This is a genomic window from Clostridium zhoujianii (genome assembly GCF_051590805.1).
GTDB lineage: Bacteria > Bacillota > Clostridia > Clostridiales > Clostridiaceae > Clostridium.
Genome location: NZ_JBPUTF010000002.1, coordinates 176,067 through 202,944, shown reverse-complemented (window position 1 = coordinate 202,944; position 26,878 = coordinate 176,067). Strand labels below are relative to the sequence as shown.

27 protein-coding genes and 1 other annotated feature are annotated in these 26,878 nt (G+C 30.3%); of the genes, 20 read left to right on the top strand and 7 right to left on the bottom strand.

Annotated features, from left to right (window positions below):
* Positions 1-55 precede the first annotated feature (55 nt).
* The gene (locus ACSYT2_RS14550; protein ID WP_430856873.1) at positions 56-319 is read left to right on the top strand and encodes an EscU/YscU/HrcU family type III secretion system export apparatus switch protein; all 264 of its coding nucleotides are present in this window, start codon (positions 56-58) and stop codon (positions 317-319) included.
* 7 nt (positions 320-326) lie between these two features.
* The gene (locus ACSYT2_RS14545; RefSeq protein ID WP_438385087.1) at positions 327-1,013 is read left to right on the top strand and encodes a metallophosphoesterase; all 687 of its coding nucleotides are present in this window, start codon (positions 327-329) and stop codon (positions 1,011-1,013) included.
* A 40-nt stretch (positions 1,014-1,053) separates the two neighbouring features.
* Here ACSYT2_RS14545 and ACSYT2_RS14540 read toward each other — a convergent pair whose 3' ends face one another.
* On the bottom strand, positions 1,054-2,007 hold the full coding sequence (locus tag ACSYT2_RS14540) for a methyl-accepting chemotaxis protein (RefSeq protein ID WP_430856871.1): 954 nt from the start codon (positions 2,005-2,007) through the stop codon (positions 1,054-1,056).
* A 91-nt stretch (positions 2,008-2,098) separates the two neighbouring features.
* Positions 2,099-2,776 carry a DUF2225 domain-containing protein gene (locus tag ACSYT2_RS14535; RefSeq protein ID WP_430856870.1) on the bottom strand — a complete coding sequence of 226 codons (678 nt, stop codon included), beginning with the start codon at positions 2,774-2,776 and terminating at the stop codon, positions 2,099-2,101.
* A gap of 146 nt (positions 2,777-2,922) precedes the next feature.
* Here ACSYT2_RS14535 and yjbM point away from each other — a divergent pair, with 146 nt between their 5' ends.
* The 5 genes from yjbM to ACSYT2_RS14510 all read left to right on the top strand — a co-directional run bounded on the left by yjbM (position 2,923) and on the right by ACSYT2_RS14510 (position 7,994).
* Entirely contained in the window at positions 2,923-3,717 is a 795-nt protein-coding gene (gene yjbM / locus ACSYT2_RS14530; RefSeq protein ID WP_430856869.1) for a GTP diphosphokinase, read from the top strand.
* Between the two features lie 329 nt (positions 3,718-4,046).
* Positions 4,047-4,826 carry a hypothetical protein gene (locus ACSYT2_RS14525; protein WP_430856868.1) on the top strand — a complete coding sequence of 260 codons (780 nt, stop codon included), beginning with the start codon at positions 4,047-4,049 and terminating at the stop codon, positions 4,824-4,826.
* 15 nt (positions 4,827-4,841) lie between these two features.
* Positions 4,842-5,924, top strand: coding sequence for an AAA family ATPase (locus tag ACSYT2_RS14520; protein WP_430856867.1), 1,083 nt, complete (start codon positions 4,842-4,844; stop codon positions 5,922-5,924).
* Between the two features lie 8 nt (positions 5,925-5,932).
* Complete coding sequence (locus ACSYT2_RS14515) at positions 5,933-7,270, top strand: vWA domain-containing protein (protein WP_438385086.1); 1,338 nt, start codon at positions 5,933-5,935, stop codon at positions 7,268-7,270.
* A 70-nt stretch (positions 7,271-7,340) separates the two neighbouring features.
* The gene (locus ACSYT2_RS14510) at positions 7,341-7,994 is read left to right on the top strand and encodes a hypothetical protein (protein ID WP_430856865.1); all 654 of its coding nucleotides are present in this window, start codon (positions 7,341-7,343) and stop codon (positions 7,992-7,994) included.
* A 54-nt stretch (positions 7,995-8,048) separates the two neighbouring features.
* Here ACSYT2_RS14510 and ACSYT2_RS14505 read toward each other — a convergent pair whose 3' ends face one another.
* Positions 8,049-8,378 (bottom strand): HesB-like protein, encoded by a 330-nt coding sequence (locus tag ACSYT2_RS14505; RefSeq protein WP_430856864.1) that lies wholly within the window; start codon positions 8,376-8,378, stop codon positions 8,049-8,051.
* A gap of 215 nt (positions 8,379-8,593) precedes the next feature.
* Between ACSYT2_RS14505 and ACSYT2_RS14500 the strand changes: the two genes are divergently transcribed.
* Positions 8,594-9,355 carry a methyltransferase gene (locus tag ACSYT2_RS14500; RefSeq protein WP_438385085.1) on the top strand — a complete coding sequence of 254 codons (762 nt, stop codon included), beginning with the start codon at positions 8,594-8,596 and terminating at the stop codon, positions 9,353-9,355.
* 36 nt (positions 9,356-9,391) lie between these two features.
* On the opposite strand, the gene leuS is transcribed toward ACSYT2_RS14500, so the two are convergent.
* The 3 genes from leuS to ACSYT2_RS14485 all read right to left on the bottom strand — a co-directional run bounded on the left by leuS (position 9,392) and on the right by ACSYT2_RS14485 (position 13,482).
* Positions 9,392-11,842, bottom strand: coding sequence for a leucine--tRNA ligase (gene leuS, locus ACSYT2_RS14495; protein ID WP_438385084.1), 2,451 nt, complete (start codon positions 11,840-11,842; stop codon positions 9,392-9,394).
* A 76-nt stretch (positions 11,843-11,918) separates the two neighbouring features.
* Positions 11,919-12,124, bottom strand: a binding site (T-box leader).
* A gap of 63 nt (positions 12,125-12,187) precedes the next feature.
* A complete protein-coding gene (locus ACSYT2_RS14490; protein ID WP_438385083.1) occupies positions 12,188-12,937 on the bottom strand; it encodes a hypothetical protein in 750 nt (249 codons plus the stop codon).
* Positions 12,938-12,945: 8 nt separating this feature from the next.
* The gene (locus ACSYT2_RS14485) at positions 12,946-13,482 is read right to left on the bottom strand and encodes a sigma-70 family RNA polymerase sigma factor (RefSeq protein WP_438385082.1); all 537 of its coding nucleotides are present in this window, start codon (positions 13,480-13,482) and stop codon (positions 12,946-12,948) included.
* Positions 13,483-13,633: 151 nt separating this feature from the next.
* Here ACSYT2_RS14485 and ACSYT2_RS14480 point away from each other — a divergent pair, with 151 nt between their 5' ends.
* Positions 13,634-13,996 (top strand): YccF domain-containing protein, encoded by a 363-nt coding sequence (locus ACSYT2_RS14480; protein WP_430856859.1) that lies wholly within the window; start codon positions 13,634-13,636, stop codon positions 13,994-13,996.
* A 237-nt stretch (positions 13,997-14,233) separates the two neighbouring features.
* Here ACSYT2_RS14480 and ACSYT2_RS14475 read toward each other — a convergent pair whose 3' ends face one another.
* Positions 14,234-15,565, bottom strand: coding sequence for an amino acid permease (locus ACSYT2_RS14475; protein WP_430856858.1), 1,332 nt, complete (start codon positions 15,563-15,565; stop codon positions 14,234-14,236).
* A gap of 262 nt (positions 15,566-15,827) precedes the next feature.
* Here ACSYT2_RS14475 and ACSYT2_RS14470 point away from each other — a divergent pair, with 262 nt between their 5' ends.
* From ACSYT2_RS14470 to pheA, 11 genes are all read left to right on the top strand, one after another.
* On the top strand, positions 15,828-16,373 hold the full coding sequence (locus tag ACSYT2_RS14470; RefSeq protein ID WP_430856857.1) for an NADH peroxidase: 546 nt from the start codon (positions 15,828-15,830) through the stop codon (positions 16,371-16,373).
* A gap of 100 nt (positions 16,374-16,473) precedes the next feature.
* Entirely contained in the window at positions 16,474-17,382 is a 909-nt protein-coding gene (locus tag ACSYT2_RS14465; protein WP_438385081.1) for a helix-turn-helix transcriptional regulator, read from the top strand.
* Between the two features lie 62 nt (positions 17,383-17,444).
* On the top strand, positions 17,445-18,530 hold the full coding sequence (locus ACSYT2_RS14460) for a pyridoxamine 5'-phosphate oxidase family protein (RefSeq protein WP_438385080.1): 1,086 nt from the start codon (positions 17,445-17,447) through the stop codon (positions 18,528-18,530).
* Positions 18,531-18,684: 154 nt separating this feature from the next.
* Entirely contained in the window at positions 18,685-19,230 is a 546-nt protein-coding gene (locus tag ACSYT2_RS14455) for an NADH peroxidase (protein ID WP_430856854.1), read from the top strand.
* A gap of 225 nt (positions 19,231-19,455) precedes the next feature.
* Entirely contained in the window at positions 19,456-20,889 is a 1,434-nt protein-coding gene (gene cls, locus ACSYT2_RS14450) for a cardiolipin synthase (protein WP_438385104.1), read from the top strand.
* 155 nt (positions 20,890-21,044) lie between these two features.
* A complete protein-coding gene (locus ACSYT2_RS14445; protein ID WP_430856853.1) occupies positions 21,045-21,176 on the top strand; it encodes a hypothetical protein in 132 nt (43 codons plus the stop codon).
* 106 nt (positions 21,177-21,282) lie between these two features.
* On the top strand, positions 21,283-22,296 hold the full coding sequence (gene aroF, locus ACSYT2_RS14440) for a 3-deoxy-7-phosphoheptulonate synthase (protein WP_430856852.1): 1,014 nt from the start codon (positions 21,283-21,285) through the stop codon (positions 22,294-22,296).
* Positions 22,297-22,314: 18 nt separating this feature from the next.
* On the top strand, positions 22,315-23,379 hold the full coding sequence (gene aroB / locus ACSYT2_RS14435) for a 3-dehydroquinate synthase (RefSeq protein WP_430856851.1): 1,065 nt from the start codon (positions 22,315-22,317) through the stop codon (positions 23,377-23,379).
* Positions 23,379-24,677 carry a 3-phosphoshikimate 1-carboxyvinyltransferase gene (gene aroA, locus ACSYT2_RS14430; protein ID WP_438385079.1) on the top strand — a complete coding sequence of 433 codons (1,299 nt, stop codon included), beginning with the start codon at positions 23,379-23,381 and terminating at the stop codon, positions 24,675-24,677. Before aroB ends, aroA begins: the two co-directional genes overlap by 1 nt.
* Positions 24,655-25,749, top strand: a complete 1,095-nt coding sequence (gene aroC / locus ACSYT2_RS14425) for a chorismate synthase (RefSeq protein ID WP_430856849.1) — start codon at positions 24,655-24,657, stop codon at positions 25,747-25,749. Before aroA ends, aroC begins: the two co-directional genes overlap by 23 nt.
* On the top strand, positions 25,737-26,873 hold the full coding sequence (gene pheA / locus ACSYT2_RS14420; RefSeq protein WP_430856848.1) for a prephenate dehydratase: 1,137 nt from the start codon (positions 25,737-25,739) through the stop codon (positions 26,871-26,873). The genes aroC and pheA overlap by 13 nt, the downstream gene beginning before the upstream one ends.
* Positions 26,874-26,878: the final 5 nt, after the last annotated feature.

The window sequence follows — 26,878 nt, the reverse complement described above, 5'->3', positions numbered from 1 at the left end:
GACCTAGAGAGCTAAAGGAGATAATATTAAAGGTGGTAAAGATAGGAGGGATAACATGAAGCAAAGAAGAAAGGCAGCTGCTTTAAAATATGAGCAAAACTTTGATGCACCAGTAGTTACAGCTGCAGGGATGGGACATATAGCTGATAAAATTATAGAGAGAGCAGATGAAAATGATGTTCCTATAGTTTATAATAAGGAGCTTACTGATCTTTTATGTAATGTTGATGTTGGTGATTCAATACCATCAGAGTTATATGAAGCTGTTGCACATGTTATTGCCTATGTTACAGATTTAGATAAATTAATAGAAAGGTGATTAAATAATGGCACTTTATGCTATATCAGATTTACATTTAGCCTTTAATGCAGATAAACCTATGGATATATTTGGGGAAAAGTGGAGTAAACATGATGAGAAAATAAAAGGTAATTGGCTTAGACTTGTAAAACCAGAAGACACTGTTCTTATCGCAGGAGATATATCTTGGGCTATGAAGGCGGAAGATAGTCTTTATGATTTAAATTGGATAAATGAGCTTCCAGGAAAGAAGATAATTTCAAAAGGAAATCATGATTATTGGTGGGGAAGTATAAGTAAGCTAAATAAAATGTATGAATATACTAAGTTTCTTCAGAATAACTTTTATATATATGAAGATTATGCAATATGCGGTACAAGAGGGTGGATGTGTCCAGGAACAGATAAGTTTACTGAAAAAGATGCAAAGATTTATTCCAGGGAGCTTTTAAGGTTGAGACTTTCTTTAGAAGTAGCTAAAAAAGCTGGATATAAAAAGTTTATTGTTATGATACACTATCCACCAACTAATGAGAGATTCGAAGAATCAGGGTTCGTTGAGATTTTTAAAGAGTATAATGTTGAAAAAGTCATATATGGACATTTACATGGTCCAGCCCTAGGGAGGGTTCTAGATGGAAATGTAAATGGAATAGAATATATTATGACCTCTGCAGATTATGTTGATTTTTGCCCAAGAATAATATTATAAAAAATGATGTAGGATAAATCCTACATCATTTTTTATAATATTATTCTTTTATTTTTGTTGCAAGTGAAGAAAGTGTATCGTTAAATTCTTCAATTCCACTTGCTTGTACATCTATAGTAGCAGCAATCTCTTGTGCTAATGCAGTATGTTCTTGTGAGATAGTATTAGCCTTTTGAACAGCCTTAAGTACATCATCTTTTTGGGCAGCAGCCATAGCTAAATTTTCAATACAATCATTAATTTCAGTTGTAGCTTCATGAATAGAGCTTTTAATACTTGTAAAACTATTTTTAGTTTCACTTAAAGTTGATTGCTGAATAGCTATTGCTTCATTACCACGATTCATTGCAGTAGAAGCATTTATTATATCTTTCTTTATTTCATCAAGTATAGTAGTTATACTATGAACAGCTTGTTTAGAATTTTCAGCAAGTTTTCTAACTTCTCCAGCAACTACTGAGAAACCTTTACCAGCTTCACCGGCTCTTGCAGCTTCAATAGCAGCGTTTAAAGATAGAAGATTAGTTTGGCTTGCTATTTGACTAATTGAATCAGTAATGCTATTAACAGATTCTAATTTAGAAACTAGCTCATTAACTGTTGAGCTTGAAACAGTAAATGCACCTTGTAAATCATTTAAAGATGAATCTAATTTTTCAATAGAACTTATTCCTGAGTTAGATACATCATCTGTATCATAAACCTTAATTTGAACATTAGTTATATTATATGCTAATTTTTCCATACTATCGCTAAAGTCTGTTAGTATAGTAGCAGCTGTATCTATTTCTTGGCTTTGAGTAACAGTAGCTTTACTTAGAGTGTTAACTGACTGGCTTACCTCATGAATTGATAGTGATATGTTATTACTTGTATTTTCCAAAGAATTAATTTGATCAATTACATCTTCAGAAATTTTTGAGACATTAATCTCTTCGATTGGTTGAATATCGATAGCCTTGTTATCAGAAGTGTTTCTAGTAAATAGTCCCATAAATAAATCCTCCCTATTTTATCTTATCCCATTTGATTATATTTAATTTAATTATATCACAAAAGTGCAAAAAAAATAAATTTTGACAATTTTATTTATAATTCCCCTCTTTTATGGAATCCTTTCCATTTCTAGCAAGTTCCTTAACTCTTTGTGATGCGCCTACAGTAGTAATTACTTTTGAATACCATTTTAATGCATCTTCGTGGTTATTACATCTTCTATTTAAATCGCCTATTAGATATGATAAGGAATCTCTTTGCATCCCGTATATTGGAAAATCTTCAAGAGCATATGCATCTGTTAATGTATTTAGGGCTTGATTTAAAAAATCTTGTTCTCTAGAATCTTCTAGTAATCTATACATCCAGGATATTTTTAATAGAATCATTCCTTTAGTGCTATTAGGTTTTTCCATTGCGATTGCACTAAGTAGGGCTAATTTATATCGCTCTACTGCATTAGTTGGTGTTAATACATCAGGATAAGTTCTAGGATTCCATTTTTTTGTTATAGTATTTAATATAAGATCCCTATGAAAGGATTTAGTTTTTAAAAAATCAGCTTTCATTGCAGCGTAGCCGCAGTTGTTACATAACCATACATCGTATAAGTAAGGATTAGCTACTGAATATCTTATAAAAAGGTCAGAATCCTTAGAAGTTATTCTAGGGGAATTAACCTTTACAACTTTAGTTTTAAATTTATTATTACATATAGGGCAAACTATTTCTTTATCAAAAATATGTTTGTTAATATCTATATCCATTACATATCCCCCTCTTTAGTGTGTTAATATTTAATTCCATATTAAATTATAACATAATTTAATATGGAATTAAATTAAAAGGATATCTACATAATAGTAAGTTTTTGATATAATAGATTATGAAGGACTTTGTAAGGGTGGTTTTTATGGCAGTAAATAATTGGAAGAGTTTTCTAATGCCCTATGAACAAGCGGTAGAAGAACTTAAAGTAAAGCTTAGAAGTATAAGAAAAGAATATAGAAGAAAGAATGAATATTCTCCTGTTGAATTTGTAACTGGGAGAGTTAAGGAGGTTTCTAGTATTCTAGAGAAGGCAAATAAATTTGAGATACCCATAGATAGAGTTGCATATGAACTTGAAGATATTGCAGGTATAAGAGTTATGTGCCAATTTGTTGATGATATAGATACTGTTGTTGAGATTCTAAGGGGTAGGAAGGATATGCAAATCCTTTATGAGAAAGACTATGTTAAGAATGTTAAAAATAGTGGATATAGAAGTTATCATATGATAATAAAGTATCCGGTTAATATGGCAAGTGGTCCAGTTGAAATATTAGCAGAGTTTCAAATAAGAACATTAGCTATGAATTTCTGGGCAACTATAGAACATTCTTTGAATTATAAGTATAAGCAACAAATCCCTCCAGAACTTAAGGGGAAATTAAAAAGTGCAGCAGATGCAGCTTTTAGATTAGATGAAGAAATGCTTGAAATAAAGGATGAAATTAAGGATGCACAAAAGTTATTTGAGGTTAAATCAGATATTATTTCAAATATTATGAATAGAATTTTAACCCTTAGTTCATTAGGGCGAGTGGCAGAGGCAAGTAGATATGAAAAGTCCTTAAATAAGTTAATAGAAGAAGGGGAAGTTTGGGAACTTAATAGTTTATTATTTTCTATTAAAAGGGATATAGAAAAGTTTAAGGAGAATTAGTGTAGATAAGATTATATAGGAATATGTAATTGCTTATAATTACGTATTTCTATTATGAATAAAATAGTAAAATTAAATACTTTTAATGTATGTAATATATTAAAGAAGGTTAACTGAAATATAATGGTAAATTAAAAAAATAAAATCTCTTTGCTGGAAGAATAGAAGTGAATATATAATCTCAAGACATTTATTTGTTTTGAGATTTTTTTTAAATATAAGGATAAAGATATAAATTTAAATATAACAAATAAAAAATATTACTATTACTTGATAATCATTATTGAATAATATAATATATAAGTATACTAATGTATAGGAGAAAGATTATGGACGATAGATTATTATTAAAACAAGTTAGAGAGAATCCAATGATTCTAGAAGATATAGATAATCCAAGTGAAGAAGTTATTAGGGCTGCCATTAAGAAAAGTGGTATAGCTATTAAATTTATAGAGAATCCTTCATTTGAATTAAAGAAGGAAGCAATAGAGAGCAATCCTCTTGCAGTAGAGTATATGAATGAATTAGAAGAAGAGTTAGCTTTATTATCTGTAAGGCTTTTATGGAATTCCTTAAAGTTAATAAAGAACCCATCTTATGAAGTTCAGAAAGAAGCTGTAAATACTAAGGGATGGGCTATACAGTATATTAACAACCCCACAGAAGAATTATGTTTAATGGCAGTTGAAAAGGATTATGATGCTATTAAGTATATAAAGAATCCATCAGAGGATGTTCAATTAAGAGCCATAGCTAATTATTGGGGAGCAATAAGGTTTATTAATAAGCCATCCTTGGAAGTTAATAGAGCAGCTATAAAGAGTCATGAAGAGGCTATTCATTTCATACAAAATTATGATTTAGATGAGCTTAAGATATTTATGGGAGATAATATAAATATAGTAAAATATGTTTATGAAACTATAGATCCTGACTTAGTAGTAGATGTAATAGTAGAGAAGTTAGAAAATGATAATTTTACAGATAAATTTATTATAGACTTTTTAGAACTTGAAATTTTAGAAATGGATAAAGGAGAGCTTGTATGGGAGCATGGTAGCAAGAGAGCAAAGAAAATTGTTGTAGACCATACTCTTTCAAAGTAGCAGGAGGAAATAAGAATGAAATTTTCAGAAGTATTAGATACTATTAACTTAATCATTGAAGCTGGAGAGGTACCTCTTGTAATAGGAGAAAGTGGAATAGGGAAGACAGCATTAGCTCATAGATTAGCTAATAACAATAAATACGAGTTAGTTACAATAGATGCAAACCTTCTAAAAGAAGGTGAAATTGGTGGATTACCAACGGTACAAAATGGTCAAACAATTTATGCAACTCATCATAAGTTAGTAGAGGTAAGTAATCTACTTAAAAATAATAGTGAAGTACTATTATTTATAGATGAGCTTAATAGATGTGAGCATACAGTTCAACAAGAACTTATGAACCTAATATTAAATAGAGAAATAAATGGATATAGATTGGGTAATGAAGTAAAAATAATTGCAGCCATGAATCCATCAAATAAATATGAAAGTTATGAAAATAGTGATTATCAAGTAGTAGATATGGATCCAGCTCAAGAGGATAGATTTGTATGGATTGAAATGGAATCAGATATAAAAGAGTGGATTAGATGGGGTATGGGTAGCGGAAAAATACATGAAGATATAATAGAGTTTTTATCATCATTTCCGAATTATTTGCATACACCTAATTCAAGAGAAAGTTTAAAGGCAACTCCAAGAAGCTGGGAGAGGATATCAAAGGCATATACTATTTATAAAATGCCAGGCTCAAAGTATTCTATAAATACTTTTTTAAATGTAGTAAGAGGAAATGTTGGGGAAAGTATAACCACTGATTTTGCAAATTATATCTCTAATATGAGGAAGCCATTAATATCTATGGAAGATTTATTTAGTTATGAAGTTTTACCAATAGAATTAAGAGAAGATTTAAAAAATGAATCTCACTCAAGGTTATATATACTTGCAAAGAATTCCTTAAATTATATAGATGGAAGTAAAAAGGATAGGGATATTAAATTATTCTCAGAATTGTTAAAGATTTATCCAAGAGATTTAAGGTTAGGAATTATGAAAGAAATCAAAAAAGACTATTCAAATGAAATTTATAATAGATTATTAGATTGTGATGAATTTATAGAAGCCTTTTTTGAAATTTATGTGCAAATATAGGTGATGATATGACATTTTTAGAAAAGAGAGACGCCCTTCTTGAAAGGGCGTTGTTATTAAAAAGTAATGAAGATTTAACTGATGATTTCAAAAGGGAATTTTTTGATTTAGTAAGTACAATTATAATAGGGATGCTAGATAGTGAAGATAATTTTTTTGGTGGGTTTATGATAAAAATAGAACGGGGGATACGTCTAGATATTACATGGCCCCTTGCAACTATGCCTAAAATGGATGGTTTCTTAATGTATTTCAATCCTATTTTATTCTTGCAAAATGACAAAAAAGAAATGGCTGCATTATTCAAACATGAAATATACCATATGATGTATTCTCATTATGATAGGGAGAAATCATTAAAAGATAGTTTTAGTAATGAGGCTATATCAATGGCATTAGATATTTCTATTAATCAATATATTAAGAATATGCCAATGGAGGCACAACGATTAGAAACTGTAAGTAGGGAATTAGATGTTGAGCTTAAAAGCAATAGGGCAATAGAGGAATATGCAAAGGAAATCCAAAAAGCTATAAATAAAAGAATAGATAAATCAAAGAAGGATAAAAATAGTGATTCAGTTGCAAGAGAGATAGATATATCAAAAGCTCATGAAATTTGGGAGGATATTGATGTAAGCGATAAAAGTATTAAAGAGAATGTTAAGAAAATAGCTATTAGTCTTAAAGATAGTAATAAACCTGAGGACCTTTACAAAATAATTAGTGCTTATGAGCAAAAAGAAGAACTATCTTGGGAAGAAATCCTTAAAAGATTAATTCCATCCATGAAGTCAGGATATAAAAAGACAATTACTAGAAGAGATAGAAGACAGCCAGATAGAATGGATTTGAGAGGTAAACTATCTAATAATATACCAGAACTAATAGTTGCCATTGATATAAGTGCTAGTATGACAGATGAAGATATAAAAAAGATAATGATAGAGATATTGGCTATAACTAGAAATAATGATACAAATATAACTGTAATAGAGTGTGATAATGAAATAAGAAGAATATATAAACTAAGAACACCGAAGGATATTAAAAGTAGGAGCGAAAAAAGTGGATCAACTGCTTTTGCCCCTGTATTTGAGTATATAAAAGAACACAATTTAAGAAACAATATATTAATTTATTTTACGGATGGAGTAGGAGAAAAAGAACTAATATCAAGGCCAATAAATAAAAAGACAATATGGGTTCTTACTGGAGATGAGGAACTTTCATTGAATAAGCCCTACGGAGAAGTTAAGAGAATTAATAGAAAGGTTAAAAAGGATAAAGGAAATGGATCAGCTCTAGATTATGTTAGAGAAGTAATTACTGATTGGGCTAGGTAAAATCAAGGGAAAATTTTACATAGTCTATATGTAAAACTTATGGTAATATATATAGAGTGGGGGGGAGTTCATGAGTAAAAAAGCAAGAAAACCTGGAGACTATATGTTATTCGTAGTAGGAATACTATTTATAAGTTTTATGGTAAACGTTTATATTTCTGCAAGTAATTACAAATCCCAATATAGGGTAGGTATGGAATCATATAAAAATATTGAAAATATAAGATTTACAAATGAAAGTAATATTGGGATATTAGATACTGCAATAGAAATTGGGAGCATCGATAATATGGATGTTTTGAGGTTATATAAAAATTATGGAGATATTTCAGATAGCACTATTAATCTATGGGATGATTATTCATTTTACAAAGGAAATAAGTCCTTATTTAAATTTAAAAAAAATATAGAGACTAATAAAAATACATTAGTTGATATAAATGGGAAGATAGAAGAGTATTTACTATCTATTTTAGATAGAGAGATGAAGACTCAGTCTTCTAAAATTGTACTTAATGGAGAAATTCTAAAAGTCTTCGAAAGAATAAAGAGCCTAGCGGAAGAGATTAATACATATTATACTGAATTTTACAGCATGTATTTAAGGGATGTTGTAGATGAAGAGAGAATGAAAAAGATAATTAAAAAATATTATTGGATAGATATGCTTGAAGGTGTTAATGATATTAATGAGAAATATATTGATATGAACTTTACAAGTTAATAAAAAAACAGACTATATTCTTCAGAATATAGTCTGTTTTTTTAAAATTAAGAATTAGTGACATCCACCGCCACAGCTTCCGCATCCACCTTCAGATTCGATAACTGGCTTTAATGAAAGACCTCTTCCTTGGTTTTCTTCACTTGAAAGGATTATAAATCCACCGAATTCATCGATTAATGTTTTCTCAACGATGAATGTAATATCATTAACAACTTCTGTTACATCAGCATCAGTAGCTTCGCTTACTGATATGTTAAAAACAGGACCACTACAAGCACTACCAGCAAAGTTAATTCTTATATTATATCCGTCAACTTTATTTTCGTCTAAGAATTCCTTGAATTCTTTATATGCATCTTCATTTATTGTTATATTTTTCATATATTACACCTACTTATAATTTTTATTAATTGATAACTTGTATCATTACATATAGTATAACACATCTCCTATTATTTTCAAGAAGTTTTTATTAGAATACTGTTCAGATTGAACTCTTACGGGTATAATGATAACATAAATAGTGTTACACCAATGAAAAAAATTATTCTAAATTATAAAATAACTATTAATTCTAAGATAAGGAGTAGTTAAAGATGAAGCCATATAATGAAAAATTTATTATAGATAAAATAAAAGAATACAGCATAAATATTAAAGTAGATGAAGTAGGTAAATATAAAATCATTAAGAGGGATGGACTTCAAGGAATTATAGATGGATATCTTTATGAGAGTAAAGGAGAACTTAAGGTATCTATACCTGAATTAATAGGAGAAGAAAGAGTTTGGATGAGAATAGGTCCAAAGGAGATAGAAAGCTCTTATGAGGCAATAAAATTTGCAAAGGGTAAAGTTGGGGTAGTAGGTCTAGGACTAGGTTATGTAGTTCAGGAGATGGCAAAGAAAAAGGAAGTAAAAGAAATAGTAGTATATGAGATTAGTCAGGATGTAATAGATTTATATAAGAGAAATTTTAAAAATAATAAAAAAATTAAAGTAATTCTAGGTGATGCTTATGAAGCAAAAAGGGAAAAGTTTGATTTCTTTTATGTAGATATATATGAGTATAAACTTTCATTAAAGGTAGTTGAGGATTATATAAAGTTTAACGATCTTCATGATATTGAAAACTATACTTTCTGGGGGATGGAGCACTTTCTTTTAAGTTGTAGCTATGATGAAATCGTTTGGGTATTCATACCAGAGATATGGATGGATATGAGTAAGGATATATCAAATAATTTGGATAAATCAGGATATATTAAAGATTATAAAAGGTTGGATGAAGAGCTAGTTAGTGAGGTTCTTGCAGCTTTTAAAACTATACTTAATGAAGGTGAAGAAGAATTTATATAATATTTACTATAAAAAAAAGTGGCTAAGCCACTTTTTTTATTTTACAACTATATTAACTAATCTACCCTTGATAACAATAACTTTAACAATATTCTTACCTTCAGTATTTTCTTTGATAATTTCATCATCTAAAGCAGCAGCTTTTATACCTTCTTCATCAAGATCAGAAGGAACATTAATTCTATTCTTAATCTTACCATTAACTTGGATAGCTATTTCAACTTCATCCTTAATTAAAGCAGTAGGATCAAATACTGGCCACTTTTCATTAAATACAGAAGTAGTCATACCTATTAAGTTCCATTGCTCTTCTGAGAAATGAGGAGCAAATGGTGCAAGTAATCTTATAAAGTCTAATACAACTTCCTTTAAGAATTCAGGATTTTTAATATCCTCCTGTTGATACTTAGATAGAGCATTTACAAATTCCATCATTCTTGCAATAGCAGTATTGAATTGCATTTTATCTCCATCTTCGGTAACACCCTTAATTGCTGTATGTCTCCAGAAGTTTAATTCTTTTTCAGCCTTATCAATTGTAGCTTTAGTATTTTCATCACTATTTATAGAAGCAACAGACATTTCTAGAGTTCTTTCAATTCTATCTACGAATCTAGCAACTGACTTAATTCCATCGTCACTCCAAGCTCCACCTTCAACATAAGAGAAACCAAACATTAAGTACATTCTAAATACGTCTGCACCATATTGGCTGATATAAGTATCAGGAGAAATAGTATTTCCCTTAGATTTACTCATTTTTAATCCATCTGGTCCTAAGATTAATCCTTGGTGAGTTAATGATTTAAATGGTTCATCAAAGTTTAGGTATCCCATATCTCTTAATGCCTTAGTGATAAATCTAGCGTAAAGAAGATGCATACAAGCATGTTCAGGACCTCCAACATATTTATCAACAGGAAGCATCTTATTTATTAATTCAGGATTAAATGGCATATCAGTATTCTTATTATCAGGGTATCTTAAGTAATACCATGATGAGCATACAAATGTATCTAAAGTATCACATTCTCTAGTAGCATGACCACCACATGTTGGACATGTACAATTTAAGAAAGATTCAGTCTTAGCAAGTGGTGACTTACCATCTGGTGCAAACTCAACATCATATGGAAGTTCAACTGGAAGCTCCTTTTCAGGTACTGGAACAGTCCCACATTTATCACAATAAATCATTGGAATTGGAGCACCCCAGTATCTTTGTCTTGAAACTAACCAGTCTCTTAATCTAAAGTTAACCTTTTGAGTACCTAAGTCTTGTGTAGATAACTTTTCTATTATCTTTTCTTTAGCATATTCAGTTGTTAATCCATCAAACTCACCAGAGTTTACAAGAACACCATATTCGCAGTAAGGAAGTTCAGTATCTTTACCATTTTTAGGAGTAACAACTCTTTGGATTGGTAAATTAAACTTAGTTGCAAAAGCATAATCTCTTTCATCATGAGCTGGAACAGCCATAACAGCACCAGTACCATAAGTTGCAAGTACATAGTCAGAAACCCATATTGGAACTTCTTTTCCGTTGATAGGGTTTATAGCATATGAGCCAGTGAATACCCCTGTCTTTTCCTTTGAAATTGATTGTCTTTCTATTTCAGATTGTTTCGCAGCCATATCTTTATATTCTTCAATAGCAGATTTATTTTCATCAGTAGCTAATACATCAACTAGCTTATTTTCAGGAGCTAAAACAACATAAGTAACACCATTTAAAGTATCAGCTCTTGTAGTAAATACATCAAAGCTTAAATCTGAATTTTTAACTTTGAAAGTTACTTCAGCACCAGTTGATCTACCAATCCAGTGCTTTTGCATAGCTACAGTCTTTTCAGGCCAATCTAATCCATCTAAGTCATCTAGTAATTCATCAGCATAATCAGTAATCTTTAAGAACCATTGAGTAAGCTCTTTCTTAGTAACTTCTGTAGAACATCTTTCACACTCACCATCAAGAACTTGTTCATTAGCAAGAACTGTATTACATGATGGGCACCAATTTACAGGAGCTTTCTTTCTGTATGCTAATCCTTTTTCATATAGTTTTAAGAATAACCATTGAGTCCACTTATAATAATTAGGGTCACAAGTAACAACTTCATTTTCCCAGTTGAACATAGCACCCATAGCTCTTAATTGCTGTTCCATAGTTTCTATATTCTTATAAGTAGAATCTTGTGGATGTATACCAGTCTTTATAGCAAAGTTTTCAGCTGGTAAACCAAAAGCATCAAACCCCATTGGTTGGAATACATTATAACCTTCCATTCTCTTCATTCTAGCCCATGAATCAACAGGACCATAGTTAAACCAGTGACCAGCATGTAGCTGACTTCCAGATGGGTAAGAGAACATTTCAAGTGTATATAGTTTCTTCTCTAAATTTTCAGGATTGAATTTATATAATTCTTCTTTTTCCCATTTGTCTTGCCATTTCTTATCAATAGCAGTTCCGTAGCTTCCCATATTAATTTCCTCCTTAAAATTGAATGTAAATATGCTTTAGTAGTTTTTGGATAATAAAAAAACTCTCGTCTCTATACAAAGAGACGAAAGTTATACTTCCGTGGTACCACTCTAATTAGGATAATAATATCCTCACTCAAATACTATAACGGTGCTAACCGTACCTGCTTCTAACAAGTAAGCTCGTAGACAAGTTCCCATATTTATATCATCATTTTCCACCAACCAATGACTCTCTTAAGATATAAGAAGTATGGTACTACTTCTATTCAACGCTATAACTATATAAATATTAACAATATAAGTAATTATATAGTTTTAGATAAGCAAAGTCAACTAGGTATATTACATTGTTAGTACACCTATAAGGACACTAATCAAAAATAATATTATAGTTATACATATTATAGATGAGATTGAAAAATGTTTTTTATTAGGCTTGAAGGATGGTACGCCTAAAGATTGTAGCTTTGTTAATACTTCCTCTATATCTGTAGTATTTGATGGGGTTTCAGATACTAAATGAAATTCTGGAATAGTTACATTTCTATTATTAACTTCAATGCAAAGGTTAACGTTACTAAAGTAACAGTTATCCTCATGAATATTAGATAAATAAGCATTGGTGATTTTAGAGATAGGAATATTATAACTATCAACAGTTCTAAATAAATTATCTAAATAGTGCAATGTAAGCTGGCTTTTTGTCAAATAAAGTTGAGCATAGAATGGCGTTTTACTCCAAACAGCAGGTAAGGTAACTGATTCATTTCCAGCACCAACATTTAAGAATTTTTTTAGCAAGAGTTCATTTTCTGTAGGGCAGTATTTTTTATCAAAAGCATCCAGAACAAGTTTTTGTATTACTTTAGCATTTTGAGTTAGGTGAAGAGTCTTGTCTCTCTCAGGACCAAGGGAGTTGTATATTGAGTAAATATTATTTAGAGAAGTATCTATATCTAAGTCTGAGTTTGATTTAATACAACGATTTAAATTTATTTTGATAGAACTTCTAATCTTCTTTTTTTGCTCTTCAGTTAAGGATACTTCTGGCAATTTAGATTCCTCTATATCAATTGGATCAAATTTATTCATTCTAGATTTCACTCCTTTATAATAAGTTCTGTTAGCTTTTTCCTAGCTCTTATTATTCGCAAATTAACAGCTTTTGGACTTAAATTATACATTTCAGCGATTTCCTTTAAACTTTTATTCATAAAGAATTGTTGAATAAAAATATTTCGATCTATCTCTTTAAAGTGCGTAATATATTTTTTTACTATTAACAGTTCTTCTTTGGTTATATATTCATTCTCTAGTTCTTCAGTAGAGAATATATTTAAATCTTCATCTGGTACATTATTAAAATGTTTCTTCTCTTTTCTTAATATATCTATAGAGGTGTATTTAGCAATAGCAGCAATCCAATTTTTAAACTTATCCTCTGGATAATCGTAACCATCAATACTAAGCCATACTTTCATGAGAACATCATTTACACATTCTTCACTAAGCTCTTTAGAATTCAAATTCATATAGGCAATTCTATAAATAAGATTACCGTAAATATCTAATATATAATCCAAGGCCTTTGGATTTTTATACTTAAGCTCTTTGAGAAAGTTATTATTTGTAATCATTCTATCCCCCTTCATAAATCTAAGTAAATTTACCCTTCATAGATATATTCGCAATATATTAGAAAAGTCTTCATAAAAAGATAATAAAAAACTTAGACATAAATAAGCTTAACACTATATAATGTAAGAAAGAAATTGTGGAGGAAATAAGATGAGTTGTTTAGGAAATATTATATGGATAATATGTGGGGGTTTTTTTAATGCATTAGGTTGGCTTCTTACAGGATGCTTATGGTGTGTAACAATTGTAGGAATACCAGTAGGCCTTCAGTGCTTTAAGATGGCAGCATTACAATTTGCTCCTTTTGGGAAAGAAGTAGTAACTGTAAATGATGGAGCAGGAAATCTTATATTAAATATTTTATGGATTATATTTGGTGGGTTTGCTTTATGTGTAGCAAATTTAGTTAGTGCAGTTTTATTATGTATAACCATTGTAGGAATCCCTTTTGCTGCACAATGCCTAAAGTTAGCCAAGCTATCTCTAATGCCTTTCGGAAAGGAAATTAGATAATTTCTTATAACATATTAAACTATAGATGTGATGAAATCTAGCACAAGGAGTCTCATATATCCTTTCAAGTCTACTAGCTCTTCGAGATGTAGCCTTCTAAGAAATATGAGACTCCTTGTGTTTATTTTACAAAAGATAGAAATGTTCCACGAAATCAAACTAGTTCAGGTGGAATAAATTCATTAAAGATGTTTTTAGTTTATATAACATCTATAGTTAGTTACCTCTTGGTGCTATTTAATTTTTCTCCTGAAGTTTCTTATATACGTAGAAAGGTATTCCTATTAACATAAGAATAAATATCCACATAGCTGAAACTGAACCAGAACCGTATATTATGTAGATTGCATAAATAAAAGCTAAAAGTGAGAAGAAGCTATGTTTCATGAATCTACCAAAGGTTAATTTATTACCTGACTTATATGTAAGTATTATTTCTGCACAAGCACTTAAGGCATAAGCAGGAATAAATGATAATGTTGCTAGGTTTATCATAAAGTCAAAGGCTGAGGTTAAAGTTGAAATATAATTTGCAATTAGTAATAGATTTGTGCAAATTGTAGATATAATTAATGCTGTTGTTGGTGTTTTAAATTTTGGATGAATTTTCGCAAAGAATTTTGGGAATAATCTATCCTCACCAGCAGCATATGCAATTCTACCCGTTGTCATAATCCAACCAGAAGCAGCTCCAGCAGCAGATATTACTACACCTAAAGATATAAAGGCTCCTCCCCAAGTTCCTCCAGTTATACTGTTTATTATTGCAGATAATGGTGCATCAGCTGAGGCTAACTCTGCTTGAGATAGACCACCCATAGATAAAACAGATAAAATTAGATATATAATAGAAGCAAAAATTGTTCCAAGTATTGTACTTCTTCTAATATTCACATGAGGATTTTTAATTTCCCCACCTGAAACAACAGCACTTTCTAATCCAACAAATGACCATAGTGTTACAGCAATAGCTGATGGCAATGATCCTAAGCCTTTAACATCAGGTGAAGAGTAAGTTTGTAGATACTCTGGATTAAATCCATAGACTGCTATAATTAAAAATACTAATATTACTCCTAGTTTTAGAGTTGTTGTAATAATTCCAACTATACCAGCTTCTTTAACACCTCTATAGTTAATATAAGTAAGTACCCATAGAAAAGCTGAAGAAACTATGAAAGCCACTAAACCATTCTCTGAAAGAATAGGGAAGAATGGTGTAAGATATCTAATAATCGCAGTGATTATTGCTGCATTTCCTATCCATGAGCCAATCCAAAAGGTCCAAGCCACTAAGAAGGCGGTAAATTCACCAAAAGCTTTATTTGTATAAACTATAGGCCCTCCAGTTGAAGGGTATTTAGTACCTAAATTAGCGAAGCTTAAGGCCAGAAGAACGGAACCTATACCAGTAATAATCCAAGCTAAAGCTGTGGTTAAAGGATTTGAAACCTGAGCTAAGCTTTGTGGGGATGTGAAAATTCCTGAACCAATCATATTACCTATAACAATAGCAGTTGCTGCTACTAGACCAAGTTCTCGTTTCAAATGTTCATTATTATTTTCCATATTTTTCTCCTTCATATAGACTAATTAAATAGATAACAATAAAATTATAATAAGGTAAAAGAAAAAAGTCTATTAAAAGAATTTTTTCGAAGGAATAACTTTATTAATGTAGAATATATTTAGGATAAAAAATAATAAAAACTTTTTAAAAAGGACTTTACAACTAATAATAATTATTATATAATAACAAATGTAGACAAGAGAAAACAAAAGATAAATATAAAAAGTAAATTATTTAGTTAAATATAGGGAGGATTTTATTATGAAGAAATTTGTATGTACAGTATGTGGATATATTCACGAAGGAGATCAAGCACCAGAAAAGTGCCCATTATGTGGAGTAGGTGCTGATAAGTTCATAGAACAATCAGAAAATATGGCTTATGCTGACGAACATAGAATCGGGGTTGCAGCGGATGTTGATCCAAGAATTATTGAAGGGTTACAAGCTAATTTTATGGGTGAATGTACAGAAGTAGGAATGTACTTAGCAATGTCAAGACAAGCTGATAGAGAAGGATTCCCAGAAGTAGCAGAAGCTTATAAGAGAATAGCTTTCGAAGAAGCAGAACATGCTGCAAAGTTTGCTGAATTATTAGGAGAAGTTGTTGATGCTGATACAAAGACAAACCTTCAAAAGAGAGTAGACGCAGAACATGGAGCTTGCCAAGGTAAGAAAGATTTAGCTACATTAGCTAAGCAATTAAACCTAGATGCAATTCACGATACTGTTCATGAAATGTGTAAGGATGAAGCTAGACATGGAATGGCATTCCAAGGTCTATTAGAAAGATACTTCGGTAAATAATATAGTATATAAAAGCTATCAAGTTTAAAAACTTGATAGCTTTTTTTCTCTGTACAATTTTCTGACCATATATTATATTTGGATGTAATGGGGTGAGAATATGAAGATTGATAGGCTTATAAGCATAATAATGACTTTAAATAATAAAGGACGTGTTAATGCTAAGGAACTAGCTAATAGATATGAAGTATCAATAAAAACAATACAAAGGGATATTGAGGCAATTGATAGGGCAGGAATTCCCATTGTGTCTTTTAAGGGGCAAGATGGTGGCTATGAAATAATGGATAATTACAAAATAAATAATACTGTAATGAATAAAGGTGATATTTATCTTATAGCAACATTGTTAGAGGGATTAGGTAAATCCTATGATTCACAGGAAATAAATAGTTTGAAAGAAAAGTTTGAGGTAGTTAATGGTAAAAGGTATGATGATAAAAATATTAGACTTATTGTAGATTTTTCAGCATGGGGAAATGGAGATAAGACCAGAAACAAGCTGAGTATTATAGATAGAGCCTTGAAAGAATCTAAAAGGTTAGAATTTTATTATAATAATTTAAATGGAGAATCATCACATAGAACTGTAGAAATAATAAAATTAATATTTAAGGGATTTAATTGGTATGTTTACGCATATTGCCTTAAAAAAGAATCAGGAAGATTATTTAAGGTTAGAAGAATGAACAATTTAATAATAAAGGATAAGTATAATGAAGATAGAAATATAAATTTGGATGATTTATTTAGTAATAGAGAAGATAATATTATAGAGATTAAACTGAAATGTACAAATGAATTTTGTGAGAAGATAGACGATTACTTTGATGATTATAAAATTATTAAGGATAAAGAAAAAAATATTGTTGAGGTTTCATTACCAGAAGATCAATGGTTATATAGTATGTTATTAGGACTTGGTGATGAGGTTGAGGTAATGGAGCCCTTAGTACTAAGAGAACTTATTAAGAATAAAATATATAAAATGTATAGTATTTACAAATAGGACATGCAGGTGTCCTATTTGTAATTTATAATTTTATTATAAGAGTTTTTAGGGGTGAGAATATGGGGATTAATAATAAAATTGGTTTAAATAAAGATAATAATGAATTAATTGATAAAGAGGCTTGCAAAATAGAAAAGGTTTTTTGTAAAAAGTCATATTATATAACCTTAGATGGTGAAGGTGATTCTAACTTATCAGGAAGATATAAGGAAGGGATAGATGTTTTATATACGGTTGCATATGCTTTGAAAAATCATTACAAATTAAATAATAAAGATTTTTTAATCTCTAATTTAAATGTACTATGGTGGGTTAATGATAATAGGGATTTTAAAGATGAATCTCAAGAAGAGTGGAAATGGAGACTTATGATGGAGATGCCTAGCTTTATAAGTGAGGATATATTTGAAGAGAAACGTAAGGAAATCTTTAATAAAAATAATATGAATATAATAAATGAAGTACTACAACGAGAAATGAATGAAGGGATATCATTTCAAGTGGAGCATGTAGGCTTATATAAGAAAAAAGAAAAGATACTTGAAATGAATGATAGGATTAATACAGAGGGATATGTTCCAAGAGGTTTTTATCATGAAATTTATTTGGATAATCCAACAGAGGTTGATAAGAAAAATTTAAAAATAATTATTAGGCAACCGGCATTTAAGGAGGTAGAAGATAAATTAGATTTTAATAAAGTAAAGGAAGAATTTTTTAGAAGTATTGGGGATACAAAGATAATGGTACTTGCTACTACAGATAGCCAAAAAGTAAGTGCTAGAAATATGAGTATTGTAATAAATAATGAGAAGTTTTACTTTCAAACGGATTACAACTTTGATAAATGTAGAGAAATAGAAAAAAATAAAAATGTAGCACTGTGCGTGGATAATATACAGATAGAGGGTAAGGTAACCTATATAGGAGATTTTTATGATAAGAAGTTTGAAGAATTTAAAAAAGTTTTCAAGTTAAAGCATAAAAGCTCTTATGAAGGATATTCAAAACTTATGGATAATAAGGTCTTTGAAGTAATACCTACAAAGATATCTTTATATAAGTATGATGGCTTAGATGTATATAGGGAATTTATAGATTTTATTAAAAGGAGTGCCTATAGGAGGTATTATTTACGGAATTAGGAGAATATAATTGGAAATGTAGGAAAATAAATAAAAAGCTCTTTACAAATAATAATTATTATTATATAATAATCTTAAGGAAAAGAAATCAACTAAAGAAAAGTCAGATAATTAAATTTAAATAAATAAAATGGATTTTAGGGAGGATATTAAAATGAAGAAATTTGTATGTACAGTATGTGGTTATGTTCACGAGGGAGATCAAGCACCAGAAAAGTGTCCAGTATGTGGAGTAGGTGCTGATAAGTTCGTAGAACAATCAGGGGATATGGCTTGGGCTGATGAACATAGAATTGGAGTTGCAGCAGATGCAGATCCAAGAATCGTTGAAGGATTACAAGCTAACTTTATTGGAGAATGTACAGAAGTAGGAATGTACTTAGCAATGTCAAGACAAGCTGATAGAGAAGGGTTCCCAGAAGTAGCAGAAGCTTATAAGAGAATCGCTTTCGAAGAAGCAGAACATGCTGCAAAGTTTGCTGAATTATTAGGAGAAGTTGTTGATGCTGATACAAAGACAAACCTTCAAAAGAGAGTAGACGCAGAACATGGAGCTTGCCAAGGTAAGAAAGATTTAGCTACATTAGCTAAGCAATTAAACTTAGATGCAATTCACGACACAGTTCATGAAATGTGTAAAGATGAAGCTAGACATGGAATGGCATTCCAAGGTTTATTATCAAGATACTTCGGTAAATAGTATATAAACAAAATTAAATAAAGGGATGAAAATAAATGAAGATTTATTTTCATCCTTTTTTATTATATGGAAAATAATAAATGATATTGAAATAAAAAAATGAATAAAATTTTCAGTGACGTTAATTGAATAATTAAATATAGCTATAGGGCAAGTAATATTTGCTTAAAAAGCTTAAAAATTATATAATTTTAGGTAATTATTAAAAGGGAGGGGAAAAATATGATGAAGGTATTTATAGCTATAGGTATATTAGTTGTATTAATGAATATGATATTCTCCTTTTCGTTGATATTTATTGAAAGAAAAGATCCAACCACAACGTGGGCTTGGCTATTAATAATGATTGTATTGCCTGGAATAGGATTCATAATATATCTTCTTCTTGGTCAGAATCTAAGTAGGGAGAAGATTTTTAAGGAAAAGAAAGAAATAGATGAAAATAAAAGGCGGGAATTATCTAGTAGATTTACTGAAGATAAAGAAGGTCATCATGGTAGTGATCAGTATTTTGACTTAAGAAAGATGAACTTTAATCATTCTGGAGCAAAGTATACTACAGGAAATGAACTTGATATTTTTTATGATGGAGAAGATAAATTTAGGCAATTAATAAAGGATTTAGAAAAGGCTAAAAAATTTATTCATATACAATATTACATATTTAGAAGAGATAATATTGGAAAAAGAATAATAGAGATATTAGAAAGAAAAGCATTAGAGGGAGTGGAAGTAAGATTTTTAGTTGATAGCATGGGATCACATAGTTTAACTAAAGGATCATTAAAGTCATTTATTAATAATGGTGGGAAGTTTGAAATATTCTTTCCAGGAATTTTACCACATATAAATACTCGTATAAATTATAGAAATCACAGAAAGATGGTTGTAATAGATGGTGAGTATGGATATACTGGTGGATTTAATGTTGGTAAGGAATATATAAATCAAGATAAAAAAATAGGCTTTTGGAGAGATACCCATATAAGAATAAGAGGTGAAGCAGTTAATGATTTAACTGATAGGTTTCTCTTGGATTGGTGCTATGCATCTAAAGAAGATATTGAGGACTTCTCAAAGTTTTATCCTAAGAGACCTTATAATGATGGAGATGTAGGAATACAAATAGTAACAAGTGGTCCTGACCATGATGAGGAATATATTAAAAATGCGTACATTAAAATGATAAATAATGCAAAGAAAAATGTTTATTTGGAAACTCCTTATTTTGTTCCAGATGAATCTATGCTTGCATCACTTAAGCTATCAGCATTATCAGGAGTGGATGTTAGAATCATTATTCCAGGTAATCCAGATCATATATTTATGAGTTGGGCTGCAAGTGCATATATTGGTGATCTTATAGAGGCAGGAGCTAAAATATATACTTATCAAAATGGATTTATTCATGCAAAATCAATAGTTGTTGATAGCCAAGTATCGACTATTGGAACTGCCAATATGGACATTAGAAGTTTTAAACTTAATTTCGAGGTAAATGCTTTTATATTTGATGATAGAATTGCAAAGGAAATGGAGGATCAATTCTTTAGAGATATTGATGATTCTGAATTAATTACAAAGGTAGAATATAATAATAGAAGTAATTGGATGAAAATAAAAGAGTCTATAATAAGATTGGTTTCACCAATTTTGTAAAAAATTATAAAAAGATATTGACACTTGATCTCAGTCTGATATAATTATTAAAAAAGAATAATATTTATTTTAAATTGATACAAATAACATTCTAGAAATATTATTTTGTTAGCTAGAATGAGAAAATGTTAAGAATATGTTAATAGGAGGACACTATGAAAGGAATTATTGGAACAATAGTAGCAAAATTATATAGCTTCTTTTACTTTACATTCTGGGGCTTTTATTTTAGCGCTGGCTATTTCTTCTACCAAAAAAATAATAATTCGTTTCTAATGGGTGTATAATTTTTATAAGCATATAAAGGTATTTTATGTAAAAGGGATTATCTTAGAGAGCTCATTATAGGGCTCTCTTTTTTATTAAATTTTTAAATATTAAGGGGGCAAAATCATGATAGTAATTTTAAAAGCAAATACAGAAAAAAGGGAAATTCAAAATTTAACAGAAGAGCTTCAAAAGAAAGGTGTAGAGGTTAATCCAGTTATAGGAAAAGATCTTATAATATTAGGATTAGTTGGTGATACAAGTAATATTGATGCAACTCAAATTGAAGCCAATAGGAATGTTGAGAAGGTAATGCATGTAGCAGAACCTTTCAAAAAGGCTAATAAGATGTTCCATCCAGAACCAACAATAGTTGATGTTAAAGGAAATAAAATTGGTGGAAATAAATTAGCTATGATAGCTGGACCATGTTCAGTAGAAACAGAAGAACAAATCATTTCAATTGCAGAAGATGTTAAGAGGTTAGGGGCAAACTTCTTAAGAGGCGGAGCATTCAAACCTAGAACTTCACCATATGCATTCCAAGGACTAAAGTATGATGGATTAGAATTATTAAAGATCGCTAGAGAGAAGACAGGTCTTCCAATAGTTACAGAAATAATGTCACCATATGATATAGAAGTATTTGAAGAAAATGTTGATGTAATTCAAGTTGGTGCAAGAAATATGCAAAACTTTGATTTATTAAGAGAATTAGGGAAGACTAGTAAGACAATTCTTTTAAAGAGAGGGTTATCTGCAACAATAGAAGAATGGCTAATGTCTGCTGAGTATGTTATGGCAGGTGGAAATGAAAATGTAGTTCTTTGTGAAAGAGGAATAAGAACCTTTGAAACTTACACTAGAAACACATTAGATTTAAGCGCTATACCAGCAATTAAAAAATTAAGTCACTTACCAGTAGTAGTAGATCCAAGTCATGCAGCAGGAAAATGGTGGATGGTAGATCCATTAGCTAAGGCAGCGGTGGCAATAGGAGCAGATGGATTAATAATTGAAGTTCATAATGATCCAGCTAAGGCTTTATGTGATGGACAACAATCAATTAAGCCAAGTGTTTATGGCGAATTAGTTGAAGAGTTAAGAGTAATTGCAAAGGCAGTTGGAAGAGAAATTTAATAATAAAGGATGATATAAGTGAGAAAAGAGTTATATGTAGATTTAAAAGAGAATAGTTATAATATCATTATTGAAAAAGGCTTATTAAGCAAGTTAGGTGAAGAGATTAAGAATATATATAAAGGTAGTAAAATCTTTATTATAACTGATGATAATGTAAATAAGTACTATGGAGATAGGGTTACAAAGTCTCTAGAAAAAGTAGGATTTATAACTAAGACTATGGTTTTAGAGCCAGGTGAAGAGACTAAATCTTTCAATACTCTTCCAAAAATATATAATGAATTATTAGATTTCAAATTAACTAGGAAGGATCTTATTATTACTCTTGGTGGTGGAGTAATAGGAGACTTAGGAGGCTTTGCAGCCTCTTCCTTCTTAAGAGGGATACCATTTATACAAGTACCAACATCTTTATTAGCACAGGTGGATAGCTCTGTAGGCGGCAAAGTAGCAGTTGATTTAGAAAGAGGTAAGAACCTAGTTGGAAGTTTCTATCAACCTAAGGCGGTATTTATTGATCCGGAGGTATTAGATACATTAACTGAAAAGTTCTATAAAGATGGAATGGCTGAGGTAATTAAATATGGTTGTATAAAAGATAGAGAATTCTTCTACATGCTAAAAGGGCTAAATAATAGGGTTGAGGTTATGGATAATATAGAGCATATAATCTATAATTGCTGTTTAATCAAGAAAATGGTAGTTGAAAAGGATGAAAAAGATCTTGGAGATAGGATGCTTTTAAACTTTGGACACACATTAGGCCATGCTATAGAGAAGTATTATAATTTTACAGGATATAGCCATGGGGAAGCCGTTGGTATTGGAATGTATAATATTACTTTAAAGAGTGAAGTAGAGGGGCTAACAAAAAAAGGTATAGCAGAGGAAATTAAAGAGATTTTAATTAATTATGACCTACCTTATGATGTTGATTTAGATGATAATCAAATAATAGTTGATACAATAGCTTTAGATAAGAAAAACTTAGGAAGTACACTAAAAATAATTCTTATAAAGGATATTGGAGAAAGCTTTATATATGATACTACACCTATGTTTTTTAAGGCGGTGAGATAATGGGAAATTTAAAACTTTATCCAAAGATGCTTAAAGGAGAGGTGAAGATACCACCCTCAAAAAGCATGGCTCATAGAGCTGTAATATGTGCAGCTTTAGGTGAAGGGATAAGTAGAGTTGCTAATATAGATTTTTCAGATGATATGATAGCTACAATTGATGCTATGAGGGCACTGGGAGCGGTAATAGATGATAAGGATGAATATTTAGAAGTAAGAGGAATAAAATCTAAAGAGTTAATTTCCAATAGAGACTATGAGAGAGTGATTGATTGTAATGAATCTGGGTCTACTTTAAGATTCTTAGTACCTATTTCTTTAGCATTTGAGGGAGTTACTAGATTTGTAGGTAGGGGTAATTTAGGTAAGAGACCTTTAAATACTTACTATGATATATTTGATGAACAAGGCATAGAATACTCTTATAAAGAAGGAGAACTTGATCTAGTAACATCTGGATTACTAAAATCAGGAGAATTTAAGATTAAGGGAAATATAAGTTCTCAATTCATAACAGGACTACTATTTACATTACCTTTATTAGAAGGAGACTCAAAGATAATAATAACTACGGAATTAGAATCTAAAGGATACCTTGATTTGACATTATCAGCTATGAAAGACTTTGGTGTTGAAGTAATTAATAATAATTATGAAGAGTTTATTATTAAGGGTAATCAAAGTTATAATAGTAGAGACTATAGAGTTGAGGGAGATTATTCTCAAGGAGCTTTCTTTTTATCAGCAGATGCATTAGGGGCAGAGGTTAAAGTTTTAGATCTTAAGGAGAACTCACTTCAAGGAGATAGAGAAGTTATTGATATTCTTGAAAGAATGAATGTATCTATTATTAAAGAGAATAGTGGAATTAAATGTAAGGTAAGTGAGCTTAAATCTACATTAATAGATGCATCTCAATGTCCAGATATAATTCCAGTGTTATCAGCAGTTGCAGCTCTAAGTAAGGGCAGAACAGAGATTATTAATGCAGGAAGATTAAGAATAAAGGAATGTGATAGATTAAATGCTGTTACCTTAGAGCTTAATAAATTAGGAGCGAGAATAGAAGAAAAAGAAGATGGGTTAATTATTGATGGAGTAGATGAGTTTAATGGTGGTGTTGAGGTATGGAGTCATAAGGACCATAGAATTGCAATGACCTTAGCTATAGCCTCTATGAGATGTAAGGAGCCTATTATAATAAAGGATTATGAATGTGTTTCAAAATCCTATCCACAATTTTTTGAAGACTTTAAGATGTTAGGAGGGAGATTTGATGAGTGGAGTATGGGGAAATAATTTAAAAGTATCTATATTTGGAGAATCCCATGGAAATGCTATTGGAATTACTATAGATGGACTTCCTTCAGGAATTGAGCTTGATTTAGAGAAAATAGATGCTGAAATGAAGAGAAGAGCTCCAGGGCAAAGTAAATTAGCTACAGCGAGGAAAGAGGGAGATGTTCCTGAAATTTTAAGCGGATATTTCAATGGAAGAACTACAGGAACTCCAATTTGTGCAATTATAAGAAATAGTGATACTCGTTCTAAAGATTATGGAAATTTAAAGGATTTAATGAGACCAGGACATTCAGATTATACTGGATTAATTAGATACTCAGGTTTTAATGATTATAGAGGTGGAGGACATTTTTCTGGAAGAATTACTGCACCATTAGTATTTGCAGGAGCAATATGTAAGCAAATACTTGAAAAACAGGGCATTGAAATAGGTGCTCATATAAAAAGAATAAAAAATGTTAATGATAAGGCTTTCGATTATACGAATATTTCAAAGGATGAGTTAACAGAGATAAAGAAAAAAGAAATGGCATTAATAGATTCTTCTGTTGAAGAGGAAATAAGAAAAGTCATTTTAGATGCTAAGCATAGTGGAGATTCTGTTGGTGGAGTAATAGAATGTGCTGTTGTTGGGATAGATGCAGGTATAGGAGATCCATTCTTTGATTCTGTTGAATCTACATTATCTCACTTATTATTTTCAGTGCCTGCTGTTAAGGGTGTAGAGTTTGGATTAGGATTTGATGTTGCAGACCTTTATGGATCTGAATGTAACGATGAATTCTATTATAAAGATGATAAGATTATGACTAGAACAAATAACAATGGTGGAATATTAGGTGGTATTACAAATGGTATGCCAATAGTGTTTAAAGCTGCTATAAAGCCTACAGCATCTATTATAAAAAAGCAAAATACAGTTAATATAAAAGAAAAAACTAATGATACATTAGTAGTAGAAGGAAGGCATGATCCTTGCATAGTTCTAAGAGCTGTTCCTGTAATTGAAGCTGTTACTGCAATTGGAATTCTTGATTTAATAAAGGGGAGAGACGGATGGAAGCTTTAGAGGATTATAGAAAAGAAATAGATGAGATAGATAAAGAGCTTACTCAATTATTTGAAAAAAGAATGGATGTTGTTTTAAAAGTAGCTAAGTATAAGAAAGATAACAGTGTTGGAGTACTTCAAAAAGGAAGAGAAGATGAAGTATTAAAAAAAGCTTTAGATAATCTTCAAAATAAGGATTACTCAGATGAGTTAATAAAATTTCTAAATGCTACTATGGAAATTAGCAGAGGTCTTCAGAAGAGAATGATTGATTTAGATAATAAACTAGCAGATATCAAAGTTACAAGGGAAGCTATAAATAAAAATAGCAGAGTAGGCTTCCCAGGAGTGGCAGGTGCATTTACAGAAGAGGCATTACTTAAATTCTTTGGTGAAGAGTGTAATAGAACAGCTTATGAAGAATTTGAGGATGTATTTCAAGCACTACAAATAGGTGCTATTGATTATGGAATTATTCCAATAGAGAATTCTTCTACTGGAGCAATTTCAGATACTTATGATCTTTTAAGAAAATATGGATTCTATATTGTGGGAGAAGAATGTATAAGGATTGAGCAACATTTAGTTGGTATTAAAGGATCAATTATCGAAGAAATAGATGAGATATATTCACATCCACAGGGAATAGAGCAAAGTAGTGATTTCTTAAAGCAATATCATCATTGGAAGTTAATTCCTTTCCACAATACTGCAATTAGTGCAAAATTAATTGAAGATCTTGGAGATACAACAAAAGCTGCAATTGCAAGTAAAAGAGCAGCAGATATTTACGGTTTAGATATTATAAAAGAATGTATTAATAATCAAAAGGATAATTATACAAGATTTATTATAATAGCTCCAGAATTAAAGGCGGAAAAAGAGGCTGATAAGGTGAGTGTTGTATTTTCACTTGAAAATGAGGCAGGAACTCTATTTAGATTATTAAGACACTTTGCAGAAAATAATATTAATATGATTAAGATAGAATCAAGACCAATGAAGGATAGTTTTTGGAAATATTTCTTATATGTAGACTTTGAGGGTGATATAGAAAGTAATGGAGTACGTAACGCTTTAGAGTTAATTGAAAAAAATTCAGCCTACTTTAAGTTACTAGGATCATATAAGAAGATAAATTAGGAGGA

Excerpts from the sequence above, each read along its gene's own strand:
- ACSYT2_RS14550 (WP_430856873.1), top strand. The coding sequence starts at position 56 with ATGAAGCAAAGAAGAAAGGCAGCTGCTTTAAAATATGAGCAAAACTTT.
- ACSYT2_RS14545 (WP_438385087.1), top strand. The coding sequence starts at position 327 with ATGGCACTTTATGCTATATCAGATTTACATTTAGCCTTTAATGCAGAT.
- ACSYT2_RS14540 (WP_430856871.1), bottom strand. The coding sequence starts at position 2,007 with ATGGGACTATTTACTAGAAACACTTCTGATAACAAGGCTATCGATATT.
- ACSYT2_RS14535 (WP_430856870.1), bottom strand. The coding sequence starts at position 2,776 with ATGGATATAGATATTAACAAACATATTTTTGATAAAGAAATAGTTTGC.
- yjbM (WP_430856869.1), top strand. The coding sequence starts at position 2,923 with ATGGCAGTAAATAATTGGAAGAGTTTTCTAATGCCCTATGAACAAGCG.
- ACSYT2_RS14525 (WP_430856868.1), top strand. The coding sequence starts at position 4,047 with ATGGACGATAGATTATTATTAAAACAAGTTAGAGAGAATCCAATGATT.
- ACSYT2_RS14520 (WP_430856867.1), top strand. The coding sequence starts at position 4,842 with ATGAAATTTTCAGAAGTATTAGATACTATTAACTTAATCATTGAAGCT.
- ACSYT2_RS14515 (WP_438385086.1), top strand. The coding sequence starts at position 5,933 with ATGACATTTTTAGAAAAGAGAGACGCCCTTCTTGAAAGGGCGTTGTTA.
- ACSYT2_RS14510 (WP_430856865.1), top strand. The coding sequence starts at position 7,341 with ATGAGTAAAAAAGCAAGAAAACCTGGAGACTATATGTTATTCGTAGTA.
- ACSYT2_RS14505 (WP_430856864.1), bottom strand. The coding sequence starts at position 8,378 with ATGAAAAATATAACAATAAATGAAGATGCATATAAAGAATTCAAGGAA.
- ACSYT2_RS14500 (WP_438385085.1), top strand. The coding sequence starts at position 8,594 with ATGAAGCCATATAATGAAAAATTTATTATAGATAAAATAAAAGAATAC.
- leuS (WP_438385084.1), bottom strand. The coding sequence starts at position 11,842 with ATGGGAAGCTACGGAACTGCTATTGATAAGAAATGGCAAGACAAATGG.
- ACSYT2_RS14490 (WP_438385083.1), bottom strand. The coding sequence starts at position 12,937 with ATGAATAAATTTGATCCAATTGATATAGAGGAATCTAAATTGCCAGAA.
- ACSYT2_RS14485 (WP_438385082.1), bottom strand. The coding sequence starts at position 13,482 with ATGATTACAAATAATAACTTTCTCAAAGAGCTTAAGTATAAAAATCCA.
- ACSYT2_RS14480 (WP_430856859.1), top strand. The coding sequence starts at position 13,634 with ATGAGTTGTTTAGGAAATATTATATGGATAATATGTGGGGGTTTTTTT.
- ACSYT2_RS14475 (WP_430856858.1), bottom strand. The coding sequence starts at position 15,565 with ATGGAAAATAATAATGAACATTTGAAACGAGAACTTGGTCTAGTAGCA.
- ACSYT2_RS14470 (WP_430856857.1), top strand. The coding sequence starts at position 15,828 with ATGAAGAAATTTGTATGTACAGTATGTGGATATATTCACGAAGGAGAT.
- ACSYT2_RS14465 (WP_438385081.1), top strand. The coding sequence starts at position 16,474 with ATGAAGATTGATAGGCTTATAAGCATAATAATGACTTTAAATAATAAA.
- ACSYT2_RS14460 (WP_438385080.1), top strand. The coding sequence starts at position 17,445 with ATGGGGATTAATAATAAAATTGGTTTAAATAAAGATAATAATGAATTA.
- ACSYT2_RS14455 (WP_430856854.1), top strand. The coding sequence starts at position 18,685 with ATGAAGAAATTTGTATGTACAGTATGTGGTTATGTTCACGAGGGAGAT.
- cls (WP_438385104.1), top strand. The coding sequence starts at position 19,456 with ATGAAGGTATTTATAGCTATAGGTATATTAGTTGTATTAATGAATATG.
- ACSYT2_RS14445 (WP_430856853.1), top strand. The coding sequence starts at position 21,045 with ATGAAAGGAATTATTGGAACAATAGTAGCAAAATTATATAGCTTCTTT.
- aroF (WP_430856852.1), top strand. The coding sequence starts at position 21,283 with ATGATAGTAATTTTAAAAGCAAATACAGAAAAAAGGGAAATTCAAAAT.
- aroA (WP_438385079.1), top strand. The coding sequence starts at position 23,379 with ATGGGAAATTTAAAACTTTATCCAAAGATGCTTAAAGGAGAGGTGAAG.
- aroC (WP_430856849.1), top strand. The coding sequence starts at position 24,655 with ATGAGTGGAGTATGGGGAAATAATTTAAAAGTATCTATATTTGGAGAA.
- pheA (WP_430856848.1), top strand. The coding sequence starts at position 25,737 with ATGGAAGCTTTAGAGGATTATAGAAAAGAAATAGATGAGATAGATAAA.